Source organism: Agarivorans sp. TSD2052, assembly GCF_023238625.1.
GTDB lineage: Bacteria > Pseudomonadota > Gammaproteobacteria > Enterobacterales > Celerinatantimonadaceae > Agarivorans.
Genome location: NZ_CP096670.1, coordinates 1,644,011 through 1,661,819, shown reverse-complemented (window position 1 = coordinate 1,661,819; position 17,809 = coordinate 1,644,011). Strand labels below are relative to the sequence as shown.

At 45.4% G+C, this 17,809-nt stretch carries 16 protein-coding genes; 2 read left to right on the top strand and 14 right to left on the bottom strand.

The annotated features are described in order from the left end of the window. Positions 1 to 57: 57 nt before the first annotated feature. From galK to galE, 3 genes are read right to left on the bottom strand one after another with little or no spacing between them, the layout of a single operon-like run. Positions 58 to 1,221: a galactokinase gene (gene galK, locus M0C34_RS07530; RefSeq protein WP_256469353.1), complete on the bottom strand. Its 1,164-nt coding sequence runs from the start codon at positions 1,219 to 1,221 to the stop codon at positions 58 to 60. 11 nt (positions 1,222 to 1,232) lie between these two features. After that, positions 1,233 to 2,294, bottom strand: coding sequence for a UDP-glucose--hexose-1-phosphate uridylyltransferase (locus tag M0C34_RS07525; protein WP_248715018.1), 1,062 nt, complete (start codon positions 2,292 to 2,294; stop codon positions 1,233 to 1,235). A 54-nt stretch (positions 2,295 to 2,348) separates the two neighbouring features. After that, the gene (gene galE / locus M0C34_RS07520; RefSeq protein WP_248715017.1) at positions 2,349 to 3,368 is read right to left on the bottom strand and encodes a UDP-glucose 4-epimerase GalE; all 1,020 of its coding nucleotides are present in this window, start codon (positions 3,366 to 3,368) and stop codon (positions 2,349 to 2,351) included. Positions 3,369 to 3,985: 617 nt separating this feature from the next. Between galE and M0C34_RS07515 the strand changes: the two genes are divergently transcribed. Then, the gene (locus M0C34_RS07515; protein ID WP_248715016.1) at positions 3,986 to 5,767 is read left to right on the top strand and encodes an AMP-dependent synthetase/ligase; all 1,782 of its coding nucleotides are present in this window, start codon (positions 3,986 to 3,988) and stop codon (positions 5,765 to 5,767) included. Between the two features lie 57 nt (positions 5,768 to 5,824). On the opposite strand, the gene M0C34_RS07510 is transcribed toward M0C34_RS07515, so the two are convergent. From M0C34_RS07510 to M0C34_RS07460, 11 genes are all read right to left on the bottom strand, one after another. Next, positions 5,825 to 6,196 (bottom strand): AAA family ATPase, encoded by a 372-nt coding sequence (locus tag M0C34_RS07510; RefSeq protein WP_248715015.1) that lies wholly within the window; start codon positions 6,194 to 6,196, stop codon positions 5,825 to 5,827. Between the two features lie 9 nt (positions 6,197 to 6,205). Further along, positions 6,206 to 8,104, bottom strand: a complete 1,899-nt coding sequence (locus M0C34_RS07505) for a polysaccharide biosynthesis protein (RefSeq protein WP_248715014.1) — start codon at positions 8,102 to 8,104, stop codon at positions 6,206 to 6,208. Continuing rightward, a complete protein-coding gene (locus M0C34_RS07500) occupies positions 8,105 to 9,307 on the bottom strand; it encodes a DegT/DnrJ/EryC1/StrS family aminotransferase (RefSeq protein WP_248715013.1) in 1,203 nt (400 codons plus the stop codon). 79 nt (positions 9,308 to 9,386) lie between these two features. Beyond that, positions 9,387 to 10,004 (bottom strand): acetyltransferase, encoded by a 618-nt coding sequence (locus tag M0C34_RS07495; protein ID WP_248715012.1) that lies wholly within the window; start codon positions 10,002 to 10,004, stop codon positions 9,387 to 9,389. Beyond that, a complete protein-coding gene (locus tag M0C34_RS07490) occupies positions 10,001 to 10,594 on the bottom strand; it encodes a sugar transferase (RefSeq protein WP_248715611.1) in 594 nt (197 codons plus the stop codon). Before M0C34_RS07490 ends, M0C34_RS07495 begins: the two co-directional genes overlap by 4 nt. A gap of 15 nt (positions 10,595 to 10,609) precedes the next feature. Continuing rightward, on the bottom strand, positions 10,610 to 11,740 hold the full coding sequence (locus tag M0C34_RS07485) for a glycosyltransferase family 4 protein (RefSeq protein ID WP_248715011.1): 1,131 nt from the start codon (positions 11,738 to 11,740) through the stop codon (positions 10,610 to 10,612). 27 nt (positions 11,741 to 11,767) lie between these two features. Continuing rightward, positions 11,768 to 12,835 (bottom strand): glycosyltransferase family 4 protein, encoded by a 1,068-nt coding sequence (locus tag M0C34_RS07480; protein WP_248715010.1) that lies wholly within the window; start codon positions 12,833 to 12,835, stop codon positions 11,768 to 11,770. A gap of 1 nt (position 12,836) precedes the next feature. Continuing rightward, complete coding sequence (locus M0C34_RS07475) at positions 12,837 to 13,754, bottom strand: glycosyltransferase family 2 protein (protein ID WP_248715009.1); 918 nt, start codon at positions 13,752 to 13,754, stop codon at positions 12,837 to 12,839. A 12-nt stretch (positions 13,755 to 13,766) separates the two neighbouring features. Beyond that, complete coding sequence (locus M0C34_RS07470) at positions 13,767 to 14,978, bottom strand: O-antigen polymerase (RefSeq protein ID WP_248715008.1); 1,212 nt, start codon at positions 14,976 to 14,978, stop codon at positions 13,767 to 13,769. Continuing rightward, the gene (locus tag M0C34_RS07465; RefSeq protein ID WP_248715007.1) at positions 14,968 to 16,272 is read right to left on the bottom strand and encodes a flippase; all 1,305 of its coding nucleotides are present in this window, start codon (positions 16,270 to 16,272) and stop codon (positions 14,968 to 14,970) included. Before M0C34_RS07465 ends, M0C34_RS07470 begins: the two co-directional genes overlap by 11 nt. Before the next feature lie 123 nt (positions 16,273 to 16,395). Further along, positions 16,396 to 17,052: a hypothetical protein gene (locus M0C34_RS07460; RefSeq protein ID WP_248715006.1), complete on the bottom strand. Its 657-nt coding sequence runs from the start codon at positions 17,050 to 17,052 to the stop codon at positions 16,396 to 16,398. An 82-nt stretch (positions 17,053 to 17,134) separates the two neighbouring features. On the opposite strand from M0C34_RS07460, the gene M0C34_RS07455 reads away from it, so the two are divergent. Next, positions 17,135 to 17,803, top strand: coding sequence for a glycine zipper family protein (locus tag M0C34_RS07455; protein ID WP_248715005.1), 669 nt, complete (start codon positions 17,135 to 17,137; stop codon positions 17,801 to 17,803). Positions 17,804 to 17,809 lie beyond the last annotated feature (6 nt).

Here is a 17,809-nt window from a genome sequence, read left to right as displayed (position 1 = left end):
GAAACACACTTAAGCTATGGCCTACCAGTGTAAAGTGAAGTTAATCGAGCTTAATGACTATAGAGCACCAGCTCCCGCCATCGCCTTACACACATAAATACTTTCCTTTAAGCCAGTTTTTGCTTGATACTGCTGCTCTACTGCTTGGCATACTTTGTCTACTAAAGCCGGCGGCATTAACGCCACAATACAACCACCAAAACCACCACCAGTCATACGTACCCCACCCTCGGCACCAATGACTTGTTTAACAATATCAACCAAGCTATCAACTTCGGGCACGGTAATCTCAAAATCATCTCGCATTGAAGCATGTGATTGCTCCATCAATACACTCAAGCTTGCCATATCATTGGCTTTTAGCGCTTCAGCCGCTGCCAGTGTACGCGCATTTTCAGTAATAACATGGCGTGCCCGCTTAGCAACAACGGGGTCTAAGGTGTCAGCTTTTTCGGCAAACAAGGCTTCACTAACATCACGTAAAGAACTAAGCCCTAAACCTTTAGCTGCGGCTTCACACTGTTGCCGGCGAGTATTGTATTCACTGTCTACCAAGCCACGTTTTTTATTCGAGTTAATAATCACCACGGCCATCTCTTCCGGCATGGCGACTGCTTTAGTGTCTAGTGAGCGGCAATCAATCAGCAGAGCATGATTGGCCTCTCCTTCGGCAGAGATCAATTGGTCCATAATGCCGCAATTACAACCTACAAAGTTATTTTCAGCTTCTTGGCCAATTAAGGCCAATTGCTGCTGAGAAACCTCTAAATTGAACAGTGTTTTAAAGGTTTGGCCTATCACTACCTCTAGTGCAGCAGAAGAACTAAGCCCTGCCCCTTGTGGCACATTACCACTGACCGCAAGATCAACACCTTTTAGTTGATAGCCTTTAGTTAATAGACAATCAATCACACCGCGTATGTAATTCACCCACATGCAGGTTTCGTCAAATTCTAGCGGCTGACTAATATCAAATTGATTGACTTGATTATCATAATCTACCGATACAACCCGCACGATGCTGTCATCGCGAGGCGAGGCAGCGACTACAGTTTGGTAATCGATGGCACAAGGCAGCACAAAACCATCGTTGTAATCAGTATGCTCGCCGATTAAATTTACCCGCCCAGGAGCCTGAATGAGTTTGGCGGGGGCTGAGCCAGTCATAGTAGTAAAGGCAGTGCTTACCTTTTCAATTAGTTGTTTTTGGCGTTGAGTCATTTGCTGCTCCCTTATTTAACTTGTTCTTTATAATGAACGTCGCTGACATTGCGTAATTTTTCAGCCGCCTGTTCTGCCGTTAAATCTCGCTGGCTTTCGGCTAGCATTTCATACCCCACCATAAATTTACGTACACTGGCAGAGCGCAATAGCGGTGGGTAGAACAAGGCATGTAACTGCCAGTGTTCAGTAGAGCTATCACCTTCTTTAAAGAAGGGCGCAAAGTGCCAGCCCATTGAATAAGGAAATGAACACTGAAATAAATTATCGTAGCGACTGGTGAGCTTTTTAATCGCAAGGGCTAAATCATCTCGCTGCTGGTTTGATAACTCGCTAATACGACGAATAGGCGCTTTAGGCAACAACATGGTTTCAAAGGGCCATGCCGCCCAGTAAGGCACCACGGCGATCCAGTGCTCGGTTTCTACAACGGTACGCGTACCATCGGCTTGCTCTTTGCTCGCATAGTCCACCAGCAAGTTACTACCATGCTGTTGGTAATAGCTACGTAAATGCTGGTCTTTACGTTCAATCTCATTAGGTAAAAAGCTATTCGCCCAAATTTGTCCATGCGGATGCGGCTGTGAACACCCCATGGTTTCCCCTTTGTTCTCAAAGGCCTGCACCCATAGATAGTCTTTACCTAACTCTTCAATTTGTTGATTCCAGGTATCAATCACACAGCGAATCGCATTAAGCGATAACTCCGGTAAGGTTTTACTGTGGTCGGGAGAGAAACAAATCACTCGACTTAAACCGCGCGCTTGCATACTTCTAAACAAGGGATCGCTTGAGGCTGGCACCTCGGGTGAATCGGTCATTAAGGCCGCAAAGTCGTTGGTAAATACATAAGTCCCTTGGTAGTGAGGGTTTTTATCACCCGAAATACGGGTATTACCGGCACACAAAAAGCAGCCTTTGTCATAACTTGGCAAAGTCGCCGTTGCAGGGGCTTCGTCTTGGCCACTCCAAGGGCGCTTGGCGCGATGCGGCGACACCAAAATCCACTGCCCTGTTAGAGGGTTATAGCGGCGATGAGGATGCTCAGTGGGGTCAAATAAATTGTTTACCATGGGTTTATTACTCCATCAAAAACGTCATTTAAACGCTCTCTAATTTCAAAGTGATTACTTATCGTAGCCATTGGGATTGTTCGACTGCCAGTTCCAGGTATCCGCTGCCATATCTTCAACACTCCGGGTCGCCTTCCAGCCCAAGACTTGCTTGGCCTTATCGGTAGCGGCCCAGCATTCGGCAATATCACCATTACGGCGAGGGCAAATGTTATAAGTGATGTCTTTACCGCAAGCTTTGCCAAAGGCATTAAGCATCTCTAATACCGAACTACCTGTGCCAGTACCTAAGTTAAAAACATGTAGACCTGCTTGTTTACCCACCTTGGTCAAGGCAGCAATATGGCCCTCGGCTAAATCCATTACGTGAATATAATCTCGAACACCGGTGCCATCTGGCGTGGGATAATCATTGCCAAATACCGATAAACTGTCTCTACGCCCCACCGCCACTTGAGCGATAAATGGCATTAAATTATTAGGGATCCCTTGCGGGTCTTCGCCCATCAAGCCACTAGGATGTGCTCCCACCGGATTAAAGTAGCGCAGCAGGGTGACACTCAAGTCTGGCGCCGCCAGTTGAATGTCTCGGTAGCATTGTTCCACCATGTATTTACTGCGACCGTAAGGATTGGTGACATCGCCAGTGGGGCTACTTTCATCAATAGGCATCACACTTGGCTCACCGTATACCGTGGCTGATGAGCTAAATACGATGCTTTTAACCCCCGCTTTACGCATAACATCAATCAGTACCAGCGAACCAACGACATTATTATCGTAATACTCATAAGGCTTTTGTACTGATTCGCCCACCGCTTTTAAGCCCGCAAAGTGGATCACAGAATCGATTTTATGCTCAACGAAAATGCGCTCCAGAATGGCGCGGTCTCGCACATCACCTTGATAATAGGCTGGCTGCTTATCGGTTAAAGATTCAATACGTGCCAATACTTCAAGCTTACTGTTACACAAATTATCCAAAATAATGGGGCTTAAGCCAGCTTCAATCATTTGTACACAGGTATGACTACCAATGTAACCCATACCGCCCGTCACCAAGACCTTGTTCATTCCTTTCTCCATTTACGCTGTAACAATCGCTAAGCGCTCATCAAACTAACACTGCTTATAACAGCCTGAATAATTATATTGAAGCACGAAAGGGTAAACGTTTCCACTTTTATGTAAACTTTACTTCTAGTAATCATTATTTTTGTGTCTCTGCGCATTATTCTGTTTGCTTAGCATCAAATGATAAACAGGTACAAACACTGCTAAATAGAGGCTTTAGTTAACTAGCAAATACACTAAACCTTGAACAAAAGGCGTAAACCCCTTAGATACTTCAGCCTCTAATTTGGTCTGAAAACCGATAATAAGGATGAAGAATTACATTTGTATTCACGGCTAAAATGGCAACGTTTACCCATCATTCTAACGGCACTAAACTCGTCCTGCCACTTGCTCAGCAATTGGGGCATTGTAAGCGTCGCCTACAGACCAGAGTAATTGAGTGTGTTGTTGGTAATTCAAAGCCGCTAAGCAGCATGAATTATCGCTTCCCATAACGTGACGAAATATTATTTCATTTTTGCTGAGCTTACACTTGTTCGCTCAATCAAAACTCCCTAAAATAGCCCGCTCAAAGTGGCAACTACTTGCCCTCATCCATTTAAAGGTAAGAATACATGCAGCACATCGTTACCTTGCTTAGCCAACAAGCTCAGCAGCAAGCCCAACAAGTGGCGCTGAAAATTTGGCGTAATCAAGCCTGGCAGTGTTTTACATGGACCGATTTTTCTCAGCAATGGACGCTAGTCGCAAAAGGTTTGGTTCGCTTAGGCCATCAACCACAACAGCGGGTGGCGATTATGTCCCCCAACATGCCTGAATGGACCATCGCCGATCTTGGCATTTTGGCAGCGCGCGGCTGTGTAGTGCCGATATACCCAACCAACACCCTCGAGCAAAGCCAATACATACTAAAAGATGCTGACTGCAAAATCCTTTTTGTAGGTCAAGCAGAGCAGGTAGAAATAGGCTTAGAGCTACTGGCTGCAGGCCATGTGGAAACCTTAATTTGCTTTGAAGACAGCGAACATACTAAGCAGCAAAATGTACTTAGCTGGAAGCAAATTCTCACATTAGGCGAAAGCGCCAACGACACAGAACTTTCAGAGCGCCAAAAACAGCTGCAAATGGATGACTTAGCCACCCTTATTTATACTTCTGGTACCACCGGCGAGCCTAAAGGGGTGATGCTTGATCACCGCAATTTTGCCGCAGCCTTTGCTATGCATGACCAACGTTTAGCGGTAAATAGTGATGATGTATCGCTGAGCTTTTTGCCACTAAGTCACGTATTTGAACGGGCTTGGACTTACTACATATTGTATCGCGGAGCGACCAATATTTACTTAGAAGACCCGGCAACAATACAACAAGCCTTACCGCGCAGTCAGCCTACGCTGATGTGCAGTGTGCCGCGCCTGTATGAAAAAATCCACTCGGCGATTCTACAGAAAGTATCAGCCGCTCCAGCGGTAAAACAAACACTGTTTAACTGGGCAATGTCGGTCGCTCAACAGCGCTTAAACGCTAAGCAGCAACAGCAAACACCCTCTATTTGGTTGAAGCTACGTTACGCCCTAGCGAACAAACTGGTATTAGCTAAGATCCGCGCCGTGTTCGGCCCAGCAAGACTACTACCCTGCTCTGGCGCGAGATTAGCTGATGATATCAATAGCTTTTTTCAATGCTTAGACGTACCGATTAACTACGGCTACGGGATGACAGAATCGACCGCTACGGTGTCTTGCTATAGCGAAACACAAAAAGCGATCAGTACTATAGGTCAGCCCTTAGAAGCCCTACAGATAAAAATATCTGATAAGGGTGAAATTTTGGTTAAAGGTGACACCGTCATGCGTGGTTACTTTAATAAACCACAAGCTACCGCCGAAACCATCGTCGATGGATGGCTACACACCGGCGACGCTGGAAATATTGATGCCCAAGGTAATCTGGTACTGACCGAGCGTATTAAAGAGTTAATGAAGACCTCTGGCGGTAAATACATTGCCCCACAGCGAGTTGAAGGCGCGTTGATTCGAGAGCCTTTGTTTGAGCAAGTCGCGATTATTGCTGACGCTCGCCACTTCGTATCGGCGCTGATTGTACCCGCCTTTGAAGCCTTAGAACTGCATGCCAAACAGTTAGGTATAAAATGGCAACACCGCAATGAGTTGTTAGAAAACGCCGAAATCAAACAACTTATCCAAGCGAGGCTTAAACAAGTACAAACCAATTTGGCGCGCTTTGAACAGGTGAAACAATTTACCCTGTTGCCACGCGAGTTTTGTATGAAACAAGGTGAACTAACGCCAACACTTAAGTTGCGCCGCGCAGTCATCGAAAGTCGCTTTGCTGAGCAAATCAGTGCCATGTATGCCGAAACTAGAACGGCATAACGAGGCCTCTAAAAACAAAAAAGACGCATAAAGCGTCTTTTTTATTTTTTGTCTTGGCTAATCTTGCCACTTAGCCCGCATATTGGCGATAGTCAGTGCGCTGACCCCATGAACGTTAGAGTATTGCCCGTTACAACACACTATCTCTAACTCAGCCTGGTACTTATTGGCAAGGTCACGATAAGCTTGCATTTCCCATTGCTGTACAAAGGTGTTCGCCACTACTACATCATGGCCTAAGGCCAATTGTTGCTCGGTTTGCTGCTGGCACCATTGATGAGCCTGAGCAATTTTATCTGGCTGATAACAGTACTCGCCCTGTTGGTTCACAAAGTACATATCGGCCTCTAGATGAACCGCATCAATAGTATTAGCCAGTGTTGATTTACCGCTCCCGGGTAAGCCGCGTATCAGCGTGAGCTTAACCACTGTGCAATCCTAAGAGACCGCTTTTAAGTGCGGCTGGCGCGGCTCTTGGCAGTATGCCAAAGGCGCTTGTTTCAATAAGCGAATCACCGCATGTTGGTCCATCGCATCACAAGCGTCATTCAGATCGCTAAACAAATCCATCAGTTCTGCCCAAGGGATAAAACTCTCATTGGCAGTGAGGATCCGTGGGTGGTCTGTAGGCCTTTCATCATCGCCCACCAGCAACTCTTCATAGAGTTTTTCGCCAGGTCTAAGCCCTGTATATTTAAGTTCAATGTCGCCGTCAGGGTTATTTTCATCGCGCACTTCTAAGCCCGATAAATGCACCATTCGCTTAGCCAGTTCGGCGATTTTCACTGGTTCGCCCATATCCAGCACAAATACCTCACCCCCTTTAGCCATAGAGCCAGCCTGAATAACCAGCTGAGCGGCCTCTGGTATGGTCATAAAATAGCGAATAATATCCGGATGGGTGATAGTAAGCGCCTCTCCTTTACGGATCTGCTCTTTAAATAAGGGGATAACCGAACCCGAAGAACCCAGCACATTACCAAAACGCACCATGCTAATGGTCGTTTGTGATTGATGGTCGGCCAAGCTTTGCATAACCAACTCGGCTAAACGTTTAGTGGCGCCCATCACATTGGTAGGGCGAACCGCTTTGTCTGTAGACACCAGGACAAACGATCTTACATTTGCTTTGATGGCTGCTTGAGCAATGTTGTAAGAGCCAAATACATTGTTACACACCCCTTCCACCACATTTTGTTCAACTAAGGGCACATGTTTATAAGCGGCAGCGTGATACACCGTATCTACATTGTTAGTTTGCATAATGCTCGTTAAGCGAGGCAGGTGTTGTACAGAGGTCATTAGAGGCACTAGCTCAATGTTAAGTGCTAATGCTTCACAGCGACTCTTAAGCTCTCGTTCTATTTGATACAAGGCTACTTCTGAGCGCTCAATCAATAATAGTCTAGCCGGCCTAAACTGCAGTATTTGCCGACACAATTCAGAGCCAATAGACCCGCCAGCACCACTCACCAACACGGTTTTATTGCGAATTTGGCTTTCCATAAGGTGTACATCAGGGCTTACTGCTTCGCGCCCCAGCAAATCTTCAATATCGACCTCTTTGATCTGATCTACTTTCGCTTCACCGGTGACCAAGTCATTTAAACGGGGAACCGTTAACACTTCGGTATTCAGATTAGCTAAACCAATCAGAATTTCTGAGCGCCTTTTTTTACCCGCATTAGGGATAGCCAATAATACTTTAGATACTTGAAAACGGTGGATCAGTTTCGCTAACTGACTTGGCGGGTAAACCGTTAAGCCATGAATTAGCGAGTTACGTAGCTCTTCTTTATCGTCAATAAAGGCCACAGCTTGAAAATTATCACCTTGGCTAATGGCCTGTAATAACTGCCTACCACTTTCGCCGGCCCCAAAAATAATGACATTTTGTTTGGCACTATTCTCTAACCACACAAACAACAAGCGAATGGCAAACCGAACCCCGCCACACAACATCACCCCAAATGCCAAATAAATAAAAGGAGCCGTTCTGGGAATTAAGGCCTGAAAGTAAAATGAAGTCACAATCATTAATAGCGTTGCGAGCAAAAAGCTCAACAAGATACATTGTAAACTTTTGGCATTAATGTAACGCAATACCGAGCGATACAAACCAAAGTACCAAAAACCGATAAGGGTGGTTAGCGCCACAGAAAAGAAGGTGATCCAAGTGGGGGTATCTTTAAAGTAGTTAGCGTCAGCAAACCTTACCCATAAAGCGCCCCAAAACGCTAAGCTCAAAAACACAATGTCTAGTACTAGCATTAGCGCGGCTTTTTGACGGCGACTAATCAAATTAAGAATAGTGAGATAGGTATGATGAGCGAGCATCTAAATTCCTTTTACCTGCATGCTGTCTAAGTGTTGGTGAACAACAAGTTGCTGCAAAGTCGCTTGTATAGCGCTGCATATCTTGCTCATGTCTGCGGCCAACAAGCTTGGGTGCACCATAAACATCAAAGAACTACGGCTTAACTGCTGAGTATTGCGAAGCGCTTGGCTAGGTTGTACGCCTAAACCATTAAAGGCTTTCTCCAAGTAGATTTCACCGCAGGTGCCTTGCATACATGGCACACCATGCTGGTTTAACTGCTCGACAATCTGATCTCTCGTTATGCCCGCTAACTGTGACTCATCAACAAAGGCATAAAACTTATAAAATGCATGTTGGATATGCGCTGGAACGCGAGGGATGTTGATGAAACTAAACTCACTTAAACACTCGGTGAGCCTCTGTGCATTAGCCACTCGGCGTTGGTGCCAATCGCCCATTCTTTGTAATTGAATGCGACCAATCGCAGCTTGCATTTCGGTCATACGCCAATTGCTGCCAATGCTTTCATGTAACCAGCGAAAACCGGGTGGATGTTGGCGCTGATAAACCGCCTCCCATGATTTACCGTGGTCTTTATAAGACCACATACGTTGCCAAAGCGAAGCATTGTTGGTGGTGACCATACCGCCTTCACCGCCGGTGGTCATAATTTTGTCTTGGCAAAATGACCACGCCGCAATGTCGCCCAAACTGCCAACGGCTTGTCCATGATATTTGGCGCCATGGGCTTGAGCGCAATCTTCAATTAAATACAATTGATGTTGCTCTGCCAAGCGCTTGAAATCATTCATCTCACAAGGCCAGCCGGCCAAGTGCACACAAATTATGGCTTTGGTTTTATCGGAAATAAGCGGGGTAACGGTGTCGACGCTGATATTTTGACTGTCTAGTGCCACATCGGCAAATACTGGTTTTGCACCTACATTAACGATGCAACTGGCCGAGGCGATAAACGTACGAGAGGTAACAATAACTTCATCGCCCTCACCTATCTCTAAGGCACGTAACGCTAACTCTAAAGCTAAGGTGCCGTTGGCTACTGCTACGGCGTGTTCGCTGCCACACCAAGCGGCAAATTCTTTCTCAAACGCTTTACCGTTTTCGCCGGTCCAATAATTAACTTTATTAGATAACAAAACATCACTAACAGCTTGCGCTTCTTGCTCGGTAAAACTAGGCCAACGAGGTAACTCTTCCATGAATACTATTACTTATAATCCTTTATAAATGCTGCCGTTATAGTGAACCAAAGCGACGCCAGCTACAATCATTCAGGCCTTATTTAGCGGGATTTCCGTACACTTTTACAGCATGCTTCACATCTTTTACTACCACTGAACCTGCACCAACAATTACATCGGCTTTAATGATAATTCCCTGAATAATACAACTGCCAATTCCAAGCATACTCGCCCGTCCCACACTCACCTCTCCGGCAAGGTGAGCCCCGGGAGCAATATGCACTCCATCGGCACAATGTCCATCATGATCAACCGAGCTATTATGGTTAATGATGACCCCTCTACCGATGCGGCAATTCACACTCACCGTGGCATTAGCCATAATCACTGAGCCCAATCCAATGCTGGCAGAATCACTAACATAAGCCCTAGGATGAACTAATACGGGTTGCTGATAAGCCAAGCGTTCTAACTGGGCAATTTTGTCTAAACGCGTATGGTTATTACCAATAGCAACATGCACATCCGAGCTGGGCTTATCGGCCAAATAGCGAAGCAAAGCCTGCCAATCACCTTTTACCGAGCAAGCTTCTATCAACCCTAGCTGCTGCCAACGTTCATCAAACAAAACAATGTGGGTGTAACCCAGTTGTTTGGCGATATCAACCACCACCTTAGCATGGCCACCAGCGCCATAAATCGCAATGCTTTTCACGACTTACTCCCGGTGAATTTGCTCATAGTAGCCTGCCCAACTGCGTTAACATCATCTTTACTAATCACTTTTTTCACCGTTAAAAACAGTATTTTAATGTCTAGCCAAACAGAGCGATTTTCAACGTACCAAACATCCAGCTGAAATTTTTGCTCCCAAGTGACCGAGTTTCGGCCATTGATTTGTGCCCAGCCGGTTACCCCGGGTTTAACATTATGTCGTTTTGCTTGTTGCTCTGAATAAAGGGGTAAATACTCCATCAACAAGGGTCTGGGGCCAACAAAGCTCATCTCACCTTTAACGACATTCCACAGCTCGGGTAACTCATCTAAACTGCTGGCACGTAAGGCTCGGCCAAACGCGCCTAAGCGCTCTTCATCTGACAATAACCGACCAGTACTGTCTTTATCATCTCGCATGCTGCGAAACTTAATCATCTTAAACGCTTTACCGTGTAAACCCGGCCGCTGCTGGGTAAATAGGACCGGCCGCCCCAACTTGAACGCGATAAGTACCGCCACCATCAGCAACACCGGTGTTAGCAGCAGTAACAATATGGCAGCCAGCAGCCGTTCAAAGAAACTAAACATCTTGTCTTTTAGCAATTAACTCACTCCGTTGATGACATCTAAGATTTGTTGATTAACCCGTTTTACATCGTAGCGCTGCTCAGCATATTGCCGACTCGCCTGGCCATGCTGCTCAAGCAATTCAGGCTGTTGTAAATAGCAAATCAGCGCATCCGCTAAGGCTGGGCCATTTTGCGGCGCCACTAAAAAGCCATTTTGTTTATCTATCACTGTTTCACGACAACCGGGGGCATCAGTCGTCACAATCGGCCTTGCGGTAGCCATCGCCTCTAACACCGTACGAGGAGTGCCCTCACGATACGATGGCAGCACATATACGTGGCAATTTTCCAAAAGGGGTTTAACGTCATCTACCCGACCATGAAAAATCACTAAACCTTGCTCTATCCATTGCTTTAAATCGGCTTCATCAACACAGCTGGGGTTGTCATCCAACCAGCCGGCTAAATGAAACTCAGCCTGATAGCCCTTCTCTCTTAATATTTTAGCCGCTGCCACATACTCATAAATGCCTTTATCTTTAAGTAATCGCGCTATGAGTAGAAAGCGCAGTGTGGGTAAGCGTTCTGGCAAAGGCTTAGCGGCAAACAGCCCTAAGTTTATGCCAGAGCCATTAATCAGCTGGGTTTTAGCCAATGGCACAATATGTTGTTGAGTAAATAGCTCACGGTCGTCTGGGTTTTGAAAAAATACCGCACGGTTTAATGCCAAGCTCAGTTTATACATCGTGCACACTAAGGCATGTAAAAGCTTTTGCTTAAAGCTTATGGCATGGCTAAACACATAGCCCAAACCGGTTATCATCGAATAAATCTGGCGAACTCCCGCCAGCCTTGCCGCCAATGAGCCATAAATGACCGGCTTAATGGTGTAACTTAATACCGTGTTTGGCTGTAGCGTTTTAATCAGCTTAAATAATGACACCACACTCGACAGGTCTTTAAACGGATTAAGCCCGGTGCGTTGCAATTGATAGGCGTGACCAACAATCCCCATGCTCGACAACTGTTCCAATTGCGCTTGGCTAAAATCAGGGGCAGCCACATGTACTTGGTGGCCATTTGCTTGCATCGCTAACAGCAAATCACCTCTAAAGGTCAAAATAGAATCGGCGAAACTGGCGATAACCAGCACTGAACTACTCAATCTAAGCTCCACTCATCAATTTAAACATTATTTAGCCGCTACATTTTTCAAAATAGTGACTAATTTTTTTGACTGAACCTGCAAAGAGTAACGCTGTTCCGCGGCCTCTCGTCCCGCCAAACCCATTTTTTTTCTCAGATCGACAGACGATAACAATTGCGTTAAAGCCTCAGTCCATGGCTCCTCTGGCTTAACTAGCAAGCCCGATTGGCTATCTTCAACAATCTCGATATTGGCCCCTACCGCACTCGCTATTACTGGTACTCCGCAAGCCATATATTGAATCAACTTATAGCCACATTTCCCTTTCTCCCAAGGCCCATCAATTAAGGGCATAATCCCGATATCGATAGATTGGATAAAAGCGACTTCAGTGGCTTCAGACCAGTCAAAAATCTTAACGGATAAGCCATCAAGTTGCTGCTTTGTAGCAGAAGAGGCTCCCATTAAATGCAATTCAATATCAAACTCAGCGCTAATAACGCGCAGTTGCTCGGCTATTTCAACGACATATTTTGCCGTAGACGGCGAGCCGATCCAACCTATAACCAGCGGCCCCGTTTGCTCTCGCTGGGTGACTTTGTAGCGATCTATATCGAGCACCGTAGGGATAACAGATACACTAGTAGCGCCGGCTTTTTTAGCCTCAGCAGCTAAAAAAGCATTGCCCGCTACCACCCACTGAGCCTTATTCATAACCGAAGATATTTTGTTATTTAGTACTCTGCGAATCAGCCTATTAGAAGAGAGCTGATAGTTGTAAAAAATGGCATCATCGTAATCGACGATAAATGATATCTTGAACAATCGAAGACAGCGTTCAATCAACGCGGGGCAATAAGGAAACAGCTCTTTTTCAATCCACAGAACGTCGTACTTACGAGCGGTAAATAGCACTAACAAACGCCTAAGGTAATAGTACAACACCCGCTTTCTCGACCCGGTTTCATACAGTGTTTGCAGATACTCAGCATCGTATAAACTGCTTGTGGTTATCTTTGCCCCGCTGTCTGTCAACGCATCGAGGTACTGAAAGGTTCTTAACCTAGAGCTTGCGCCATTACGCGAGTATTTAGTCAATACTAACACTTTCATGCTATTTGCCCTGCTCACGAAAAATGGCCCATTTCCAAAGTTTTGAATAGGCAAGTAGCAACTCTTTACAGCCGTCCATATCTCTGCGCAATAAAGATTGCAGCATGCGCAGCAAGGGCTCAATCACTAAGCTTAACAAAGCAACAGCCACGGCAGTAAAACGGCCAAAATGTTTGAAGCAATACAATAGCCGACTTCGAATCGAATAAAACATGCGCAAACCTTTTACTTGCCTTGAAGTGCCTCCTCCCACATGAAAAGCATGAGTCTTGCTCAAAAAGTAACTTTTGTAACCCAAATCAGCAGCCCGTTTTGCAAAATCAACCTCTTCGTAATAAACAAAAAAGCGCTCATCAAAGCCCTTTAGTTGCTGAAAAAGAGTGCGTCGCACATAGTAAAACGCCCCTATAACTTGATCTACTTCGGCGTCGTTGTTGTGATCCCAATCGCGCATAGCTTGACCAAACCTGGGCCATAAACGGTCAATACCCAAAGCATGGGCGGCTATCCCTTTAACGGTGGGCCTGCGCGAACAACTCCTGGCCACCTGCTGATGTTCATCAAGTAGCGGAACCCCGCAAATGCCGATGGCTTGGTTTTCGCTAGCATTCATGAATTGGCTTACCTGCGACAAGGTATCGGCATCTAATGCAGCGTCGGGGTTGAGAAACAATACATAGTCAGAATCACCCAGCGATGCTCCCAAATTACAGGCTTTGGCAAACCCCACATTACTGCTTAATGCCGATAAAGTAACTGAAGGGTAAGCGCTAAGAAAATCAATAGAGGTGTCGCTAGAAGCATTATCAACGACCACTAATTGCCCAAGCAGCTTATGACTATGTTGCAACACCGAGTCTACGCAAGATTTAAGAAGATCTTTAGAATTCCAATTTACAATAACCACATCAACCAGCACAAAATATCCTTATTAATTAAGCTTTCTTGAAAGTAAAAGAGGGGTCGACAACAAAAACCCAATAATGACCCAAGTAGTGAGCAACGACAAATACTGGTCTTGAAACCATTGAATAAACAGTGCGTAGACACTTAAAGAGTAAGCCAGAACAAAACCATACTGACCTAACAATGCGCGTTTATATAACACCGTATGTAATACCCCAAAACCAAACTGGGTGGCAAATACGTATGTCAGGCCATAATCAAGATAATAAGGGTAGAAAACAGTATAAACATTGGTCGCTTGCGGGATGTAAACATAGGGTTTAACCAGCTTAACCGGCTCAAACTCAAAGCCAATTTTAGCCAAAATAGCAAAGAAGGTTCTTAAGGTATTTGACCCATATTGCAAATCATAGGGTTGGCTCAATACCACGTCAAAGGCAGATACCCCACCGAGTAAATACAAAGAGAAGGAAGACATAGCTTCACCTGCATTCTCTCCAACCTTACCCATTACAACACCAATAAAAAAGAAAAAGCCAATAATGGTCACGAAGCCAAGAATAAAGCTTTTCAGCCCCATTTTACTGGGGTTAGTAAACGAAAAAACAAATAAGATAGGAATAATCACTAAGAAGAAATAGGTTCGCCCGGTGCTCATCACCACGTAAAAGCAGGCAATAACTATCGCCAGTAAAAAGGTTAAACGGCCATTTTTAGACTTATAATCAAGCGCCGTTAAGTAGACAGCGGCAAACGCGATGAGGCTGATATACGCTAAGATACCAAAGCTTTGATTACCAAAGGCTTCATGATTTAAACCAAGACGCAAATTCAGCATAAATGAGCCAGTGGTTCCATGAGAGGCTATTTGTTGCGCTTTACGAAAAACAAAAGGTATTCCCAATAGTGCTATAGCGATATAGACCTTATAGAACCCTCGATATTTTCTTAAGTTATAGCTAGGTTTAATTTGGGCATTAGCATTAGTTTGATAAAGCGCGGTGACCAGCAGACAGCCGGCGGCAAAAGACAATAGCGCCCCAACAACCACCAGCAACACATTCGCCCCTGCCGCATTTAAGCTGTGAGGCATAAAACTATGCAAAAACAAAATTGAAGACCACACCAAACTATGTAACACAGCCGGATGTCTAAAGTCTTTGTAACTCACAAAGCTAAATGTCAGCATTGCAAAGGCAACAATGGTCGCAAACAAAGACTCAACACTAAGCGACATCGCTAGCCCCTGAAGACTCAGCCTCTGTGGTTGGCATCGACAAGTATCTATAGATTAGCAAAGCACAGTCTAGGGCTACTCGAAATACCCACGCAATGGCTGCGCCAACAATGCCAAACTCCCCCACCAAGAAATACAATAACATAGCGAAAAGAGGCAGCTCTGCGCAATGGCAAAGCGCCGTATACTTGGTATCACCATTGGCATGTAACCAAGCGTAATACATAACCCCTATCGCATTAAGAAATACGCCCAAGCACAGTATTTGACCAACCCAAACCGACGTTTGGTCAACATACCCCCCCACCCAAATAGACAGAATAATCGGCATCAACATAGCAATGCCAACCATTGCGACAAACATCATCACAGAGACAATAACCAACCAACGTTGAAACAAGGCTTTCGCCTGCTGGGGCTGACTAGCCAATAAACGCGATATCGCAGGAAACGCCACCGAGCTTATGGCCCCTACTCCAATGAGCGCTTGCACGGTAATCTCATAAGGAATGACATACAAAGTGACAGCGGAGGCCGTTAGCATTAGACCAATAAAGAAACGATCGGCTTGCACCAAAAATGGACTAATAATACTGCTTAAGGTGACCCAAGATGAAAACTCAAACAATCGCTTTAAGTGTTCAGTAGCGAAACTAGCGCCTTTGGTGACGCCCAGTTGTACTAAATTTGACTTAGCCAAGTAACGGTATACAAAAAAGGCGATTAACCGAGATAATACCAAGCTGCTAACGAGCAATGGCATGCTATGGCTATAAGCTGCAATTAAGAAAGGCCCACCGAAATTTGCCACTCCCAAAAACACTCTTAATATACTGATCCCTCTAAAACTAAGAAAAGCTTCGTTTAAGCCTTTATAGGTGGCGCTCATCGCTTGGAGTGGAATAGCTAGCGCCAATAACAGTAATGAATGATTAATCTCGGATGAGCTAACCTGCTGCTTGGGTATCCATTGCTCTACCCCTAAATAAACAGATAAACAAATCAGTAAAAACGCCAAACTACCTAGCAAAGAAGTGAATACCACAGCAGTGTTAACAATAGCGGGGATAAGTTGTACATCTTTTGCCCCCAGCTTCACTGACACGTAATGGGTTACCGCCCTCCCCACTCCTAAATCGAAAATACTGGCGTAACCGATTAGGGCCCAAGCCAAGGTTAAAAAACCAAAGCGCTCAAGTCCAATAACAGCCAACAGATGAGGGATGGTAATAACAGCAATAATTAAAGGGAAACCTAAGCCAACAAGATTCCATATGATGTGGCTAACTTTCAACTGAAAACCTCAGTAATACCTTGCAACTGCAACAACGCTTTATCCTTAAAGTGTGTAAAATAGTCATTCAATCCAACAAATTAGCATTAATGCCCATGATAAAAAACATTTTATCTTGGGCGGTCACTGAACCATCAACCAATTCGAACGGCCATGTTGATAAACCAACTCCTTTGACTTCATTTCCACTAACTGATGCAAGCTCAGACCTAGATCCAAACTAAACCTTAGGTTAGCCCCAGCCCCCGTGTCGCCTTGGCCCTGATTAGGGTGAACGGCCACCAAAATATCGAGTAACAAGGTATCTTGCTTACTAATACGTCGATGCTCTGGGTGTATAAGGCTATAAAATGCAAAAGCAGAACGCCGTTTTTGTCTAATGTTACTCATGCCCGCCAAACTATAAGATTGGCTCTGCAAGTTCGCCCAGCTTGCTGGCGCATCACCATTATTTCTGGCCTGGAGCTGTTGCCAAAAACGCTGTAACTCTAAGCCTGCTAGCTCAGCCAAATAAGGGCTTAAATAACCGTCTTGAACCAGCAACGTTCGCTGATGCTGGCTCAGTGTTTCAAGGTCGGCTAGATATTCAAACAAGGCAGTATGTCTTTCTTCTACACCCAAAACATGGTCGGCTTGTTGGCTACCAAGTTGTTGCGCCGATATCGAGCCTACACCACCGCAAAATAACAACACTGTTATCAAAGCACCGCTGAAGCTAGGCTTAAATATTGAGCGGCGAAGTATGGCGGTAAGCTTGAGCAGTAAAAGCATCTTAGTCATAAAATTGTCAAATAAAAGCCGATAAAAAAGCGAGTCTGTTGTATAACTAAAAGCAGATATCGACAACTACAAGGGATGTAAAATGCGAATCACGCCCCGTTTAAGCCAGCAAAACTTGCTTAACAAGCCAATTATTGGCAAAAGTTTAATCACCTTATCGCTGCTAGCAGCCTTATCACTTAATACCGGCTGCGCGAATACCGCCGAAGGTGCGGGTACCGGCGCATTAGCAGGCGCCGCTGGCGGGCTGGTGTCTGGCCTTATTTGGGGAGGCGACCCTCTCGAATCAGCCGCTAGAGGGGCAGCGGTAGGGGCCGCCTCTGGTGCAGCCGTTGGCGCAGTGCAAGACGCCAAACAAACCAGCGCGACCAAACAAGCCAGCGAAGACGCGGCAAAACAGCAACAAGCCAACCAGCCACCCAGTGATGAAGAGTTACGCCAGCTAATTGGCGAACCCGCTTTTAATGCCGTAAGCGCTTTAGCCAAATGTGACTACGCCAGCGCGCTAGATTTAGCCAACCAAGCTAAAAGTGCCAGCAACAATACCCATAAAGAAGCCGGTACTTGGGTCCAAGCATTAAGCTATGCAGAAACGGGAGATGTAGAGAAGCTAAACAGTAGTTACGCTGAAATTATTAAGCTAGACAAAAAAGTGACCAATGTATTAGAGGCGCAATCAAGCTTAAGTGACGCTTTAGATAAGCTAAAAACTATTCGTAAAGAACATAACTTGCCAGAAAGCTGTTCTTAGTGAGGG

Excerpts from the sequence above, each read along its gene's own strand:
- M0C34_RS07455 (WP_248715005.1), top strand. The coding sequence starts at position 17,135 with ATGCGAATCACGCCCCGTTTAAGCCAGCAAAACTTGCTTAACAAGCCA.
- M0C34_RS07500 (WP_248715013.1), bottom strand. The coding sequence starts at position 9,307 with ATGGAAGAGTTACCTCGTTGGCCTAGTTTTACCGAGCAAGAAGCGCAA.
- M0C34_RS07490 (WP_248715611.1), bottom strand. The coding sequence starts at position 10,594 with ATGTTTAGTTTCTTTGAACGGCTGCTGGCTGCCATATTGTTACTGCTG.
- galK (WP_256469353.1), bottom strand. The coding sequence starts at position 1,221 with ATGACTCAACGCCAAAAACAACTAATTGAAAAGGTAAGCACTGCCTTT.
- M0C34_RS07505 (WP_248715014.1), bottom strand. The coding sequence starts at position 8,104 with ATGCTCGCTCATCATACCTATCTCACTATTCTTAATTTGATTAGTCGC.
- M0C34_RS07470 (WP_248715008.1), bottom strand. The coding sequence starts at position 14,978 with ATGTCGCTTAGTGTTGAGTCTTTGTTTGCGACCATTGTTGCCTTTGCA.
- galE (WP_248715017.1), bottom strand. The coding sequence starts at position 3,368 with ATGAACAAGGTCTTGGTGACGGGCGGTATGGGTTACATTGGTAGTCAT.
- M0C34_RS07460 (WP_248715006.1), bottom strand. The coding sequence starts at position 17,052 with ATGACTAAGATGCTTTTACTGCTCAAGCTTACCGCCATACTTCGCCGC.
- M0C34_RS07525 (WP_248715018.1), bottom strand. The coding sequence starts at position 2,294 with ATGGTAAACAATTTATTTGACCCCACTGAGCATCCTCATCGCCGCTAT.
- M0C34_RS07515 (WP_248715016.1), top strand. The coding sequence starts at position 3,986 with ATGCAGCACATCGTTACCTTGCTTAGCCAACAAGCTCAGCAGCAAGCC.
- M0C34_RS07480 (WP_248715010.1), bottom strand. The coding sequence starts at position 12,835 with ATGAAAGTGTTAGTATTGACTAAATACTCGCGTAATGGCGCAAGCTCT.